We start from the raw sequence: 14,899 nt of genomic DNA on the forward strand, positions 1-14,899 counted from the left end.
CAAATGACCGCCGCGCATGCGTGCGGCGGACGCTGCCGGCTCCGCCGGCGTGACCGTGAAAGTGTCTGAGAGTGAACAAGTACCAAGAAATCCAGCAACACCTGCTGCAGCATCGCTATCACTGGCTGGTGACGGGTGCGGCCGGCTTCATCGGTTCGAACCTGGTCGAAACCCTGCTCGGGCTTGGCCAGCAGGTCACGGGCCTGGACAACTTCGCCACCGGCCACCGCCATAACCTCGAGCAGGTGAAAGAATCTGTCAAAAAAGAGGCTTGGGAGAAATTTAATTTCATCGAAGCGGATATCCGCGACGCCGCCGCCTGCCAGGCTGCCTGCCAGGGTGTCGATTTCGTCCTGCACGAGGCGGCGCTCGGTTCGGTCTCGCGTTCGATCAACGATCCGCTGACGACCAACGCCACCAATATCGGCGGTTTCCTGAACATGCTGGTGGCGGCGCGCGACGCGGGCGTACGCCGCTTCGTCTACGCGGCATCGAGCTCGACCTATGGCGACCATCCGGACCTGCCAAAGATCGAGGAACGCATCGGCAATCCGCTGTCGCCCTACGCGGTGACGAAGTACGTCAACGAGCTGTATGCCAACGTGTTCGGCCGCACCTACGGCCTCGAGTCGATCGGCCTGCGCTATTTCAACGTGTTCGGACGGCGCCAGGATCCGAACGGTGCCTATGCCGCCGTGATCCCGCAATGGATCGCCGCGCTGATCCGCAACCAGCCGCTGCGCATCAATGGCGACGGCGAGACCAGCCGCGACTTCTGCTACATCGACAACGTGGTCCAGGCCAACCTGCTGGCGGCGCTGGCCGGCAAGGACGCGGCCAATGCGGTCTACAACGTGGCGCTGGGCGAACGCACCTCGCTCAACCAGCTGTACCGGATGATGACGACGGCGCTGCAGGAGCGCTTCCCGCATGTCGCGCAGCACCAGCCGGAATACGCCGATTTCCGGCGCGGCGACGTGCGCCACTCGCAGGCGGATATTTCAAAGGCCAGCGCGGCCCTGGGCTACCAGCCCACGCACCGCATCGGCGACGGCTTGAAGGAGGCGATGGACTGGTACGTCCGCAGCCTGTCGCACTAGGAACAGGGCACCATGCATATCCAGAAAAGAAACAAGAATTTCGGAGGCTACCGTGTTTAGGATCTCAAACCACTATGTGTCGAAGATCGTCTTCCTGCTGCTGTTCGTCGAAGTCCTGGTGCTGCTGGGCGCAGCCTATGTGGGCGCGGCGGTGCGCCTGCTCGAATTCGAGGACGCCGCGCGCACGGCCCACCTCGAGCACTTCTTCACCTCGGCGGTTGCGTTCACGGTAGCCATCATCTTCAGCATGAGCGCGATGGGCATGTACCAGCTCGACTTCGACGAAGGACTGCGCCATCCCTTCTTCATGAAGCTGATGCCGTCCTTCCTGATGGGCTTCGTGATCCTGGCGCTGGTGTTCTACATGGCGCCGGAACTGTCGTTCGGGCGCGGCACCATGGCGCTGGTGTTCATGCTGGCCGGGATCGGCATCTTTTTGGCGCGCATGGCCATTTTCAAGTCGTCGGAAGCGCGCTTCCTGAAGTCGCGCATCATGTTCCTGGGCGGTGGCCCGCTGGCCAAGGAATGCAGCGAACTGGCGATGAAGACCTCGAACTGCAACCGCTACGACATCGCCGGCTTCATCCCCAGCCCGAGCGAAGAGATGTGCGTACCGGAGGGCAAACTGCTGAAGGTGCGCGACGGCGATTCGCTGATCTCGCTGGTGCGCCAATATAACGTGTCGGAAATCGTGGTGTCGGTGCAGAACCGCCGCAGCGGCTTCCCGATCAAGGAACTCCTGGACTGCAAGCTGCGTGGCATCAAGGTCACCGATGCCGCCACCTTCTTCGAGCGCGAGACCTGCCAGATCCGCGTCGACTCGCTGCAGCCTTCCTGGCTGGTGTTCGGCGGCGGCTTCGACCAGAGCTTCGTGCGCACCTTCATGAAGCGCACCTTCGACCTGGTGTGCAGCTTCCTGATCCTGGTGGCCGCCTTCCCGCTGATGCTGCTGGCCGCGCTGGCCGTGTGGCTGGAAGACCGCGGGCCGGTCTTCTATTCGCAGGAACGGGTCGGCAAGGACGGCAAGACCTTCTTCGTCCACAAGTTCCGCAGCATGCGCGCCGACGCCGAAAAGGCCGGCCAGCCGCAGTGGGCCGCGCAGAACGACCCGCGCGTCACCCGCGTCGGCAATTTCATGCGCAAGACCCGCATCGACGAGCTGCCCCAGATCGTCAACGTGTTCAAGGGCGAGATGTCGTTCGTCGGCCCACGTCCGGAGCGCCCGTATTTCGTCGAGCAGCTGATCGAAGTCGTCCCGTACTACAACGTGCGCCACAGCGTCAAGCCGGGCATTACCGGCTGGGCCCAGGTGCGCTACGGCTATGGCTCCTCGGCCGAGGACGCGCTGCAGAAGCTGCAGTACGACCTGTACTACGTGAAGAACAACAGCCTGTTCCTGGACGTGCTCATCCTGATCAACACGCTCAAGGTCGTGCTGTTTCGCAGCGGGCGCTGAGCCGGTTGTCCGGCCCGTGCGTACCCGTCCCGACCCCGAGCCCGCACCCGCGCCGCTGACCTCGACCCCATGGATGTTTCCCTGACCAGTATCGCGGCCTACAGCTATGCGCTGGTGGCCGCCTGTTTCCTCGTGCTTGGCGCGCCGCTGGCGGTGCGCCAGCGGCGCCGCCACGACGTCGCGCTCGGCCTGGCCTGCCTGGCCAGTGTCCTGTGGGGCGTGGCGCTGGCCTGGGAAGCCGCCTATGGCAATGTATGGTCGCCCTTGGCCGATGGCGCCGAGCTGCTGCGCAACGCCGCCTGGTCGGTGTTCCTGCTGGTCCTGCACGGCCATTTCACCGATCCCGCCAGCCGCATGCCGCTGCGCCTGCAGCCGGCGCTGGTGCTGGGTGGACTGGTCTACCTGGTCTGCCTGGTTGCGGTGTTCGGCGGCCACTGGAGCCTGGTCCAGGAAGGCCGGCCCGGCGCGCTGCCGATCGCGCTGCGGGTGGCGATGGCGGTGTCCGGCATGCTGCTGGTGGAACTGGTGTACCGCAACCGCACCCTGCACGAGCGCTGGGCCGTGAAGTTCGCCTGCATCGGCATCGGCGCCATGTTCGCCTATGACTTCTACCTGTACAGCCACACCCTGCTGTTCCGCAGCGTGGATGCCGAGATATGGGCCGCGCGCGGCCTGGTCAACGCGCTGACGGTGCCGCTGATCGCGATCTCGCTCGGCCGCAGCAAGCTGTGGTCCTCGCCGCTGGCGGTGTCGCGCCGCGCGATGTTCCACTCGGCCACCCTGTTCGGCTCGGCCCTGTACCTGCTGGCGATGGGCTCGGCCGGCTACTACCTGCGCTACTTCGGCGGCAGCTGGGGCACGGTGATGCAGGTGACCTTCCTGTTCGCCGCCGTCATCCTGCTGGCCGGGGTGCTGTTCTCGGGCAGCTTCCGGGCGCGCCTGAAGGTCTTCATCAGCAAGCACTTCTACCGCTATAACTACGACTACCGCGAAGAGTGGATGCGTTTTACGCGTACCCTGTCCAAGCCGGGGCCGGACCTGGGCGAGCGCGCCATCGAGGCGGTTGCCGCCCTGGTCGAGAGCCCGGGCGGGGCCCTGTGGCAGCGCGCCGAAGGCGGCGCCCGTTTCGAGCCGGTGGCGAGCTGGCAGGGGCCGGCGCTGGCGGCATCCGAGCCGGCCGATTCCGCCTTCTGCCAGTTCCTCGAGACCAGCCAGTGGGTGGTCGACCTGCACGAATACGCCGACCATCCGGAAAAATACGAGACCCTGGTGCTGCCGGCCTGGCTGGCCGGCTACCCGCGCGCCTGGCTGATCGTGCCCCTGATCCTGCACGGGCGCCTGTTCGGCTTCGTGCTGCTGCAGAATCCGCGCAGCCCCGTCAAGCTGAACTGGGAAGTGATCGACGTGCTCGAGATCGCGGGCAGCCAGGCCGCCAGCCAGCTGGCGCAGCAGGACGCCGCCAATGCGCTGATGGTGGCGCGCCAGTTCGAATCCTTCAACCGCATGTCGACCTTCGTGGTGCACGACCTGAAGAACCTGGTGCTGCAGCTTTCCTTGATGAACGCCAACGCGGCCAAGCACAAGGACAATCCCGAGTTCCAGGCCGACATGCTGGAGACGGTCGACTACTCGGTGCAGAAGATGAAGATCATGCTGCAAAAGCTCAGCCGCACCGACAATGCGGAACAGCCGCTGGCGCTCGCCCTGGACCAGGTAGTGACGCAGGCGGTGGCCCTGAAGGCGGCCTTCGAACCGCGCCCGCAGCTGCTGGTCGAGGATCCCGCGCTGCGCGTGCTGGCCGACCGCGAGCGCCTGGAGCGCGTGGTCGGGCACCTGATCCAGAACGCGATCGAGGCCACGCCGCGCACCGGCAAGGTGGCGATCCGCCTGCTGCGCAAGGGCCACAGCGCCGTCATCGAGATCGCCGACACTGGCGAGGGCATGAGCGAGGAATTCATCCGCGAGCGCCTGTTCAAGCCCTTCGACTCGACCAAGTCGGCGGGCATGGGCATCGGCGTGTTCGAAAGCCGTGAATACATCCATGAACTGGGCGGCAGCCTGGAGGTGAGCAGCACGCCTGGCGCGGGCACCACCTTCCGGGTCCTGCTGCCGCTACACCAACAGGAAACGCCGGCGGACGGGGGCATGCAGCGTGCCCCGCGTGCGCAGGGCGCCGCCTGATGCGAGGAACGACGTGACCCAGAACAAACCAAAACTTTTGATCATCGAAGACGACCCCGGGGTGCAGAAGCAGCTGCGCTGGAGCCTCGACGCCTACGACGTGGTGGTGGCCGGTGACCGCGAAGCGGCGCTGGCCCAGATCCGGCGCCATGAACCGGCCGTGTGCACCATGGACCTCGGCCTGCCGCCTGATCCGGACGGCTCCACCGAAGGTCTGGCGACGCTGCAGCAGATCCTGGCGCTGGCGCCGGACACCCGCGTCATCGTCCTGACCGGGAACCAGGACCATGCGAATGCCGTCAAGGCGATCGGCATGGGCGCCTACGATTTCCACCACAAGCCCTGCGACCCGGAGGTGCTCAACCTGGTGATCCAGCGCGCCTTCTTCCTGCACAACCTGCAGCAGGAAAACCGCCGCATGCAGCAGGCGCAAGCCGATTCGCCGCTGGCCGGCGTGATTTCGCGCGATCCCGGCATGCTCAAGGTGTGCCGCAACATCGAGAAGGTGGCGCCGACCTCCGCGTCCGTGATGCTGCTGGGCGAATCCGGCACCGGCAAGGAAGTGCTGGCGCGCGCGCTGCACCAGCTGTCGCCGCGCAGCAAGGAGCGCTTCATGGCGATCAACTGCGCCGCCATTCCGGAAAACCTGCTCGAGAGCGAACTGTTCGGCTATGAAAAGGGCGCCTTCACCGGCGCGGCCAAGCAGACCAAGGGCAAGGTCGAACTGGCGCACGGCGGTACCTTCTTCCTCGACGAAGTGGGCGACCTGCCGATGCCGCTGCAGGCCAAGCTGCTGCGTTTCCTGCAGGAGCGCGTGATCGAGCGCATCGGCGGGCATGAAGAGATTCCCGTGGACGTGCGCATCGTCTGCGCCACCCACCAGAAACTGAAGGAACTGTGCGCCCAGGGGCGCTTCCGCGAAGACCTGTATTACCGCCTGTCCGAGATCGTGGTCACCATTCCGCCGCTGTGCCAGCGCGAAGGTGACGCGGCCCTGCTGGCCCACCATTTCAAGAACAAGTTCTGCGCGCAGGAAGGGCGCGCCTCGCTGCACTTCGCGCCGGACGCGATCGCCGCCATCGAATCCTACGCCTGGCCCGGCAACGTGCGCGAGATGGAGAACTACATCAAGCGCGCGGTCATCATGGCCGACGGGAACACCATCGTCGCCGATGACCTCGGGCTGCCGGGCGAGGGCGCCGAGGAAGAGCCGATCAACCTGCGCCAGGTGCGCGACGAGGCCGAATACAAGGCCATCGTGAAGGCGCTGGCGCGGGTGGACGGCAATATCGTCAAGGCGTCCGAGATCCTCGGCGTGAGCCGGCCGACGCTGTACGACCTGATGGGACGGCACGGCATCAAGACCGGCGCATGAAAGGCCGGCGGCGCCTGTCGGCGCTGCCGGCGGCGCTGGTGCTGCTGGTGTTGCTGGCCCTGGCTGGCGGCGCGCTGGCGCTATGGCTGCTGCAGGAGCGGGCCATCGCGCCGCGCACGCTGGCGCCCTATATCGCCAAGCGTAGCGCCGGCCACAATCCCCTGATCACGGGCAGCGGCAGCTGGGCCGCGTCCATGCTGACCCGGCTCGACCGCGGTGCGCCGCAGTCCTATGCCTTGCCGCCGCTTGCGCTGGGGGCGCAGCTGCAGGGTGTGGCGGCGCCACCGGGCCGCCTGCGTCCGGTGTCCGACGTGGTGGAGCTGCGCGCCGCCATGCAGGATGCCGCGCCGGGCGACGTGATCACGCTGGCGCCGGGCAGCTACCGTGTGCGCAAGGCGGCGCTGCCGGCGCGCCGCCCCGGCGAGCCTGGACAGCCGATCGTGGTGCGCGCCGAGCAGCCCGGCAGCGCCGTGCTGGACATCGTCACCCGCGTCGGCATCGAGGTGGCGGCGCCCTACTGGCGCTTCGAGAACCTGGTACTGCAGGGCGCCTGCCGGCCTGCCGGTGGCTGCGAACACGCCTTCCACGTCTTCGGCAAGGGCGCGCATTTCGTCGCGCGCAACAATACCCTGCTCGACTTCAATGCCCACTTCAAGATCAACGGCCTGCGCGGCAGTTTTCCCGACGCTGGTCTTATCGAAGGCAATACGATCCGCAACGAGACGCCCAGGAAGACCGGCAGCCCGGTCACGCCGGTCGACCTGGTGGCGGCCAGCGACTGGGTCGTGCGCGGCAACCTGATCGCCGATTTCGTCAAGCTCGGCGGCGACGGCGTCAGCTACGGCGCATTCGCCAAGGGGGCCGCCGAACGCACGCTGTTCGAGCGCAACGTGGTCGTGTGCGAGCAGCGCCTGCATGGCCTGCCCGGGCAGCGGGTGGGACTGTCCTTCGGCGGCGGCGGCAGCGGGCGCCGCTATTGCCGCGACGGCCGCTGCATCACGGAGCATGAGGACGGCATCATGCGCGGCAACCTGGTCGCATCCTGTTCCGACGTCGGCATTTACCTGAACGGCGCGGCCCGCAGCACCATCGCGCACAACACCCTGCTCGACACGGCAGGCATCCATGTGCGCTTCCCGACGAGCAGCGCGGAGATCGAAGGCAACCTGGTCGATGGCGCGGTGCTTGCCCGCGACGGCGGCCAGCTGCGCGCCACCGACAACCTGCAGACGCCGCTGATGCTGCAATATGCCGGCCTGCACGCGCAGCGCGGCCTGTTCGCCGACCCGGCACGCCTCGACCTGCGCTGGAAGAGGGCGGCGCCACGCCGCGCGGGGCCGCATGCAGCCCCGGGACCGGACCTGTGCGGCGCAGCGCGGCCGAAACAGGCGGCCTACGGCGCGTTCGAGAACTTCGGCGCCTGCTTGGCGCCGCCCTGAGCCGTGCTTCGCTGGCCGCGCGCCAGCATCCAGTCGCGCGTCCAGTTCTCCACTTGCTGCTGCCATTCCGGGCGCGAGCAGGTATGGTCGGCCTTTGGCAGCTCCTTGCGCACGACGCGCGCTGACGCAAGCAGCTGCTGCCACGCGGGCGAGGCGGCGGGCAGGCCGGCAAATTCCTGGGCCGTCAGGTCGGCGCCCGACAGCATGACCAGTATCTCGCCATCGAAACGGCGCAGCGCCGCCAGCATCCGCTCCGGCAGCGGCAGGACCGGCGCCTCTGCTGTCGCCACGGCTGGTGCCGTGCGCCGCAACGCCTTGCCGGCCAGGCCAAGGAAGGATGCCAGGGCGCCCATCAGGTCGAAGCGTCCGTGCGCGATCTTCTTCCACAGCCGGGGATCGAACAGGCGCTGGCGGTAATAATGCTTCAGCGTGGCCCTGGCGGCGCCATCCTCGGTGCGCACCCAAGGGTTGAGCAGGGCCAGGCCGTCCACGCGCGCGTCGCCCGGCGCATACAGGGCGGCGGCGGTGGCGCCGTCGCACAGGCCCCACAGGCAGACCCGCTCCAGGCCTGGTACTGCGGCGAAGAAGGCGTCGAGCGCGGCGCGCAGGTCGGCTTCGACCGCCTCGAAGCCGCGGATCCCTCCCTCGCTGTCGCCCATTCCCCGGTAGTCGAAGCGCAGCACCGGGATGCCGGCCCGGGCGAGGGTGCGCGCCAGCAGCGTGAACTGGCGGTGGCTGCCGGCGCGGTACTGCGGGCCGCCGACCACCACCATCACGCCATGCTGCTGCGCCGCGGGCGGGTGGTGCAGGACCCCGTACAGCCGCGCGGCCGCGCAGGAGAACGCGATGCCGCGTTCAACGGCGCCGGCGGACACGGGTTCGGGGAGCGGAGCCGGCCGCGCCGCTGCCGGCTCCGGCGGCCATTCGCCGGCACAGGCCTGCAGGCTGGCCTCCAGCAGCGCGGGTGCTTCCGTGATCTCGGGCGTGCTCCAGAAGGCCGGACCGTCCACCAGCTGCACTTGCAAGTCCACCCCGGCGGCGCGCCAGCCCTGCGCCACCGACGCCGCCGCCGGCGGCAGCGGACGATCGGGCGCCGCCACGACTTCGCACCAGTGCACGGGGCAGGCGCGCGGCGCCAGCGCCGCCGCCGACACGCCATCGATGGCCGCCGCCAGTGCCGGTGCCAGTTCGTAGCCGGCGATCTGCAGCGGCGTGCCGGCCTGCAGCGTGGCGCGCAGGGCGCTGGTACCGCCTTCGGCCTCTCCTTCCTGCAGCATGGCGCCAGCCAGGCGCAGGCGCAGGAACTGGGTCAGCCAGGTGGCTCCCTTGGTCACGGGCTGCCACAGCAGCAGGCGCGCAGGGGGATGGACCGCATCCCTGGCGTAATCGAGCGCCAGCAGGGCGCCCAGGCGCAGTCCCCACAGCCCCACCGGGCGGCCGAGCCGGGCGGACAGCCAGGCGCAGGCGGCAGCGAGGTCCGCTTTCCAGCCTTCCCAGCGCGCCTCGCCCGATTCGCCGGCGCTGTCGCCGCAGCCATACAGGTCGAGCTGCAACACGCCGATGCCCTGCGCCGCCAGCGCGCGCGCGGCAAGCGCCACCATCCGGCGCGAGCGGTTCATTTCCTCGCCAAACGGCGGAACATGGACCAGCGCGCCGCGGCAGGTACCGTGCGGCGGGTGGAACAGGCAGAACAGGGGACCGGCCGGGCCGTCCAGGAAGAAGGGCTCGGCGGCCGGATGCATCGCGCTCAGGCGGCCTTGGCGGCGACGAAGTCGGCCAGGCTGCCGAGCGTGGCGAAGGTGCTGGCGCTGATGTCGTCGTCGTCGATCGCAATGCCGAACTGCTCTTCGAGGGCGCCGATCAGGCTCACCACCGCCATCGAGTCGAGCTCGGGCAGGCTGCCCAGCAGGGGCGAGTCGGCTTCCAGGGCCTGGCCGGCCGGGCCCAGGTTCAGCACGTCGATCACGACGTTTTTCACTTCGTTCAGGTACATGGTTTCTTTCTTCGCTAGTCTGCCGGCACGGCCCGCGGCCGCGCCGCACGGCGCGCCGCCAGCAGCGCATGCAGGCGCCCCAGGGCAGGCCACCGGTAGTAATTGAGATGGTACATAGTACGCACTTCGTCCGTCCAGCGCAGGTGCCACTCCATCACGCGGCCGTAGAACTCGATGCGGGAGAAAGCCTCCTGGCCGAACAGCTGGCGGCAGGCTTCCTCGCGCATCAGGAGGGTCGGCGACAGGTTGCCGGGCACGCTCTCGTCATAGCTGGTCTTGAGCACGACGATGCTGTCGCCGTCCTCGACGCACAGGTCCATGGCCACCAGGCGCTGGCCGAACCAATAGCGGTAGATGCTGCCGGCGCCGCGCCGGCAGAAGGCTTCCAGCATCGCCGTATAGTAGCGCCCCTGGGCGTTGGCGGCGCTGACGGCGGTGCCTTGGCCGGCCTTCCAGCCGCTCGACTCCAGCCGGCCATAGTCGGCCACCGCCGCCGCCACCTGTTCCGGCGCGCGGCAGACTTCCAGCCGGGGCACGATGCCGTCCTTGTCGAGGCGCGCGCGCTGCTTCTTGAGGTTGGCGCGCAGGTTCTTGCCGCGCGCGATCCAGTAGGCTTCGAAGCCGCCCGCCAGGGTCACCCGCGCCGTGTCGATGTAGTCGCGAGTGGCGATGCAGCCATGGTCGGCGGGGCGCGGCATCAGCATCGGGTCCATCTGCGTCAGTCCGACCACCAGCGCGAAGCCGGGCAGTTCGCCCACCAGGGCGCGCAGCAGGGCGGCGGTGTCGGCCGCGGGCAGCTGGAGCCACAGGCCCAGTGGCGCCTGGGCCGGCTGGAAGGTGGTCCAGGCCCCGCGCCCCGCCGGCTTGAGCAGGGCCATCGCCACCGTCTCGCCGCCCTGCGTGCAGCAGGCCAGCAGTTCGCGGCCGCTGGCGAATTCCGTCAGCAGCGGTGTCACGAAATCGTCGGCCAGCAGCGCCTGGGCGCCGGCCCGGGCGTGCAGCCGCGCCCACTGCGCGCCGAATTCGGCGAAGCGGGCGGCCGGGACCAGGCTCCACTTCATGACGCGGCCGCGGCGCGGATGGCGCCGGTCATCCAGTCCAGTTCCGCCGGGCGCAGCTCCTGGTGGCAGGGGAAGGCCAGCACGCGCCGCGACAGCTCCGCACTGGCCGGGCAGACGCTCTCGTCGACACCGGGCCACAGCGGCCAGCCGAAGCGCACCACCGGCACCCCGGCCGCTTTCAGGCGCGCGAACAGCGGTTCCGGGTCGTCCGCCAACAGCGGGAACACCCAGGGGCAGACCGTGTCTGGCAGGGACGGATACAGCGGGCGCAGCCCGGGCAGGCCGCGCAGCGCTGCCTCCAGCTGGTGGTAGTGGCGCTGGCGCAGCGCCATGATGCGCGTGGCCGGCACCAGGGCCAGCAAGGCGCGCGCGAACAGCGAGGAACGCTTGTCGAGCCAGGCGGGATCGAAGCTGAAGCTGCTGTCGGACGAGGAGGGCGCGAGCGCGGCGGAGGCCGCCGGCCGGGCCGAGCGCTTCTTCAGCGCGGCCCACAGCGCGTCCTTCAGTTTCAGCGGCAGCCACAGCGCGGCGCGCACGCCGCCCAGGCGGCGCCAGGCGAAGCTGTTTTCGAGCGAGGTAAGGGCGACCTTGGCTTCGAAGCCCGGCCCGGCCGAGCGCAGCCCGACCCCCTGCAGCGAGTGCCGTGCCGACACCAGCGCGCCACCCTCGTAGATCGGGAAGAACTTCATGCTGCTGGCGATCGCGTAGTCGCCCATCGCACCCACAGGAAGGCCATCGTTCTCGCCGATGAAGCAGTGCGCGCAGTCTTCCAGCAGCGCCACGCCGCGCGCATCGCACAGCGCGCGCAGGGCCTTGAGCTCCTGCGGGAAGCCGAAGTAATGGGTGACCATCACGGCGCGGGTGCTGGCGTCGATGCGGCTGGCCAGGTCGTCCAGGTCGATCGCAGTGTCCGGCCGCAGCCGGTAGAACACGGGACGCGCGCCGGTCCAGATCACCGGCGGCACCATCGACTGGCTGTGGTAGGCCGGTACCAGCACCGTGTCGCCGGGGCCGGCGCCGATCTCGCGCAGGGCCAGGCCGATCGCGATGCGCCCGCTCGTGACCAGCTTCGCGGCGCCGGCGTCGAGCACGGTGCGGACACGGACGCTGCCGCTACCGGCGCGCCGGAACGACGCGGCCGACAGGATCGGCGCGATCGGCACCTGGGTGCGGGAAACGGGTTTCACAGCGGCGTTGGTCATGGACATGGCCGAGTATAAACGGTGATGGGGAAACTTGGTCACGCATGTTGGTTACTCAACATCTTTTCGCATCCGGTGCGGGGTGGCGCCGGCGCCAAGCTGTTAAACTTGCGCCTCTGTGCTGCGGCCCGGCCGCGCCCCTGAAAGAGCTTCATGCCCGACCTGATCCACGATTACCTCTTCGATTCCGCGCGCCGCACGCCAGGCGCCGAAGCGCTGGTGCACGGCGCGCGCCGGCTCGACTACGCGGCCCTGGCCGGCGCCGTCACCGGCGCCGCCGGCGCGCTGCTGGCCACCGGCCTGGCGCGCCGCGAGCGGGTCGCGGTCTATCTCGAGAAACGCGTCGAGAACGTGGCTGCGATGTACGGCGCCGCGCTGGCCGGCGCCGTGTTCGTTCCGGTCAATCCGCTGCTCAAGGCCGAGCAGGTGGCCTACATCCTGGCCGACTGCAACGTGCGCGTGCTGGTGACCTCGCACGAACGCCTGGCCCAGTTGGTGCCGGCGCTGGCGCAGTGCCCGGACCTGCGCACCGTCTACCTGTGCGGGGCCGTCCCGGACACGGCCACGCTGCCCACGCTCGCGGGCCGGGACCTGCTGTCCTGGGACGCCGCCCAGGCCGCGCCCGCGCCCGGCGTGCTGGAAGCGCGCCGCGCGATCGACGCCGACATGGCGGCCATCCTGTATACCTCGGGCAGTACCGGTAAACCAAAGGGCGTGGTGCTCTCGCACCGCAACATGGTGGCCGGCGCCGCCAGCGTCGCCGCCTACCTGGAACTGACGGCGCAAGACCGCATCCTGGCGGTGCTGCCGCTCAGTTTCGACTACGGCCTGTCGCAGCTGAGCACCGCCTTCCTGGCCGGCGCCACCGCGGTCCTGATCAATCACCTGTTCCCGCGCGATATCGTCAAGGCGGTGCAGGACGAGCGCATCACCGGCCTGGCGGCCGTGCCGCCGCTCTGGATCCAGCTCGCCGCGCTCGACTGGCCGGCGGCCTGCACGCTGCGCTACCTCACCAATTCGGGCGGCGCGATGCCGCTGCCGACGGTGGCGGCCCTGCGCGCGGCGCTGCCGGATGCGCGCCTGTTCCTGATGTATGGCCTGACCGAAGCCTTCCGCTCCACTTACCTGCCGCCGGAACAGCTGGACCGCCGCCCAGACTCGATGGGCTGCGCGATCCCGAACGCGCAGGTGATGGTGGTGCGCCAGGACGGCAGCCTGTGCGCGCCGAACGAGCCGGGCGAGCTGGTGCACCGAGGTGCGCTGGTGGCGCTGGGCTACTGGAACGACCCGGTCAAGACGGCCGAGCGCTTCCGCCCCGCGCCCGGACAGGACCCGGCGCTGCCGCTGGCCGAGATGGCCGTCTGGTCGGGCGACACGGTGCGCATGGACGAGGAGGGCTACCTGTACTTCATTGGCCGCAGCGACGACATGATCAAGGTGTCCGGCTACCGCATTAGCCCGACCGAGGTCGAGGAAGCGGCCCATGCCAGCGGCCTGGTGGCCGAGGCGGCCGCCTTCGGCGTGCCGCATCCGGCGCTGGGACAGGCCATCGTGCTGCTGGCCGTGGCGCGTACGGCCGGGCTGGAACCGGAGGCGCTGCGCAAGGCCCTGCAGCGCAGCCTGCCGGCCTACATGGTCCCGGCGCACCTGGCGCTGCACGACGGTCCGTTCCCGCGCAACCCGAACGGCAAGATCGACCGCAAGCTGCTGCAGCAATCCTATCTCACCATGTTCGACGCAGGACCACATCCATGAGCGGCGCAAAACCAGTCCACGCAGCGCAGACCCTGTTCCCGGTGGTCGACGGCTGCCTGCAGGTCGGCGGCATCGCATTGACCCGCCTCGCCCGGCGCGTCGGCGCCACCCCTTTCTATGCCTACGACCGCGCGCTCCTGAGCGAGCGCGTGCGCCACGTGCGCCGCCACATGCCGTCCGGCCTGGCGCTGCATTATTCGATGAAGGCGAACCCGATGCCGGCCCTGGTCCAGCACATGGCCGGCCTGGTGGACGGCATCGACGTCGCCTCGGGCGGCGAGCTGCGGGTGGCGCTCGACACCGGCATGGCGCCCGAACACATCAGCTTTGCCGGTCCCGGCAAGTCGGAGCCGGAACTGTCGCAGGCGATCGCCGCCGGCGCCTGCATCCACGCCGAATCGGAGCGCGAGGTGCGCGTCGTGGCGCGCCTGGGCGAGCAGCTCGGCATCGCGCCGCGGCTGGTCCTGCGCATCAATCCGGACTTCGAACTGAAGTCGTCCGGCATGAAGATGGGCGGCGGGGCCAAGCAGTTCGGCATCGACGCCGAAGACGCGCCGCGCGTGATGGCGCTGGCCGCGGACATGGGGCTCGACGTGCGCGGCTTTCACATCTTCAGCGGCTCGCAGAGCCTGAAGGCCGATGCCATCATCGAGGCACAAGTGCAGGCCCTGGCGCTGGCCCGGCGCCTTGGCGAGCAGGGCCGCATCGCCGTGCGCGAGCTGAACATCGGCGGCGGTTTCGGCATCCCGTATTTCCCGGGCGAGGCCGCGCTCGACCTGGCGCCGATCGGCGCCCATCTGGAAACCGCACTGCCGGCGGTCCGGGCCGCGCTGCCGGAGGCGCAGGTCTCGATCGAACTGGGCCGCTACCTGGTGGGTGAGGCTGGCATCTACGTGGCACGGGTGGTGGACCGCAAGCTGTCGCGCGGCCAGGTATTCCTGGTGACCGATGGCGGCTTGCACCACCATTTGGCAGCGTCCGGCAACTTCGGCCAGGTAATCCGCAAGAATTATCCGGTGGCAATCGGCAACCGGATGGATGGCCCGGCCACGGAACCGGTGTCGGTCGTGGGGCCCCTGTGTACGCCGCTCGACATCCTGGCCGAGCGCATGGCCCTGCCAGAGGCGCAGGAAGGCGACCTGGTCGTGGTGTTCCAGTCCGGCGCCTATGGGCGCTCGGCCAGCCCGGCGGGTTTCCTCAGCCATCCGGAGGTGCTCGAAGTCCTCGTCTAAGGCCCTCGCTAAATATTGCTTCGCGGAATTGTTGATAACTAACACGTGCCAAATTGTTAATCGTCTATAATTTCATGAATCGATTGCGATCGATATTCAAGGAAA

Annotated in this window: 11 protein-coding genes; 7 read left to right on the forward strand and 4 right to left on the reverse strand. The window is 68.8% G+C overall.

What is annotated here, in order from left to right:
- Window positions 1–71: 71 nt before the first annotated feature.
- The 5 genes from LE190_RS07885 to LE190_RS07905 all read left to right on the forward strand — a co-directional run bounded on the left by LE190_RS07885 (window position 72) and on the right by LE190_RS07905 (window position 7,551).
- Window positions 72–1,100, forward strand: coding sequence for an SDR family oxidoreductase (locus LE190_RS07885; protein ID WP_225238209.1), 1,029 nt, complete (start codon window positions 72–74; stop codon window positions 1,098–1,100).
- 52 nt (window positions 1,101–1,152) lie between these two features.
- Window positions 1,153–2,556, forward strand: coding sequence for a TIGR03013 family XrtA/PEP-CTERM system glycosyltransferase (locus LE190_RS07890; RefSeq protein ID WP_225238210.1), 1,404 nt, complete (start codon window positions 1,153–1,155; stop codon window positions 2,554–2,556).
- Window positions 2,557–2,625: 69 nt separating this feature from the next.
- A complete protein-coding gene (gene prsK, locus LE190_RS07895) occupies window positions 2,626–4,737 on the forward strand; it encodes an XrtA/PEP-CTERM system histidine kinase PrsK (protein WP_225238211.1) in 2,112 nt (703 codons plus the stop codon).
- 13 nt (window positions 4,738–4,750) lie between these two features.
- Complete coding sequence (gene prsR / locus LE190_RS07900) at window positions 4,751–6,112, forward strand: PEP-CTERM-box response regulator transcription factor (protein ID WP_225238212.1); 1,362 nt, start codon at window positions 4,751–4,753, stop codon at window positions 6,110–6,112.
- Entirely contained in the window at window positions 6,109–7,551 is a 1,443-nt protein-coding gene (locus LE190_RS07905; protein ID WP_225238213.1) for a right-handed parallel beta-helix repeat-containing protein, read from the forward strand. Before prsR ends, LE190_RS07905 begins: the two co-directional genes overlap by 4 nt.
- Here LE190_RS07905 and LE190_RS07910 read toward each other — a convergent pair.
- Genes LE190_RS07910 through LE190_RS07925 form a run of 4 tightly spaced genes read right to left on the reverse strand, consistent with a single transcriptional unit; the run spans window position 7,506 to window position 11,807 of the window.
- Window positions 7,506–9,293 (reverse strand): hydrolase 1, exosortase A system-associated, encoded by a 1,788-nt coding sequence (locus LE190_RS07910; protein ID WP_225238214.1) that lies wholly within the window; start codon window positions 9,291–9,293, stop codon window positions 7,506–7,508. The genes LE190_RS07905 and LE190_RS07910 overlap by 46 nt on opposite strands.
- Before the next feature lie 5 nt (window positions 9,294–9,298).
- Window positions 9,299–9,544: an acyl carrier protein gene (locus tag LE190_RS07915; RefSeq protein WP_225238215.1), complete on the reverse strand. Its 246-nt coding sequence runs from the start codon at window positions 9,542–9,544 to the stop codon at window positions 9,299–9,301.
- Between the two features lie 14 nt (window positions 9,545–9,558).
- Complete coding sequence (locus LE190_RS07920) at window positions 9,559–10,605, reverse strand: GNAT family N-acetyltransferase (RefSeq protein WP_225238216.1); 1,047 nt, start codon at window positions 10,603–10,605, stop codon at window positions 9,559–9,561.
- The gene (locus tag LE190_RS07925) at window positions 10,602–11,807 is read right to left on the reverse strand and encodes an aminotransferase class I/II-fold pyridoxal phosphate-dependent enzyme (RefSeq protein ID WP_225238217.1); all 1,206 of its coding nucleotides are present in this window, start codon (window positions 11,805–11,807) and stop codon (window positions 10,602–10,604) included. Before LE190_RS07925 ends, LE190_RS07920 begins: the two co-directional genes overlap by 4 nt.
- A gap of 153 nt (window positions 11,808–11,960) precedes the next feature.
- Between LE190_RS07925 and LE190_RS07930 the strand changes: the two genes are divergently transcribed.
- A complete protein-coding gene (locus tag LE190_RS07930) occupies window positions 11,961–13,562 on the forward strand; it encodes an acyl-CoA ligase (AMP-forming), exosortase A system-associated (protein ID WP_225238218.1) in 1,602 nt (533 codons plus the stop codon).
- Window positions 13,559–14,794, forward strand: a complete 1,236-nt coding sequence (locus tag LE190_RS07935; RefSeq protein ID WP_225238219.1) for a pyridoxal-dependent decarboxylase, exosortase A system-associated — start codon at window positions 13,559–13,561, stop codon at window positions 14,792–14,794. Before LE190_RS07930 ends, LE190_RS07935 begins: the two co-directional genes overlap by 4 nt.
- The last annotated feature ends 105 nt before the right edge of the window (window positions 14,795–14,899 follow it).

This window comes from Massilia hydrophila, assembly GCF_020208145.1.
Classification (GTDB): domain Bacteria; phylum Pseudomonadota; class Gammaproteobacteria; order Burkholderiales; family Burkholderiaceae_D; genus Telluria; species Telluria hydrophila.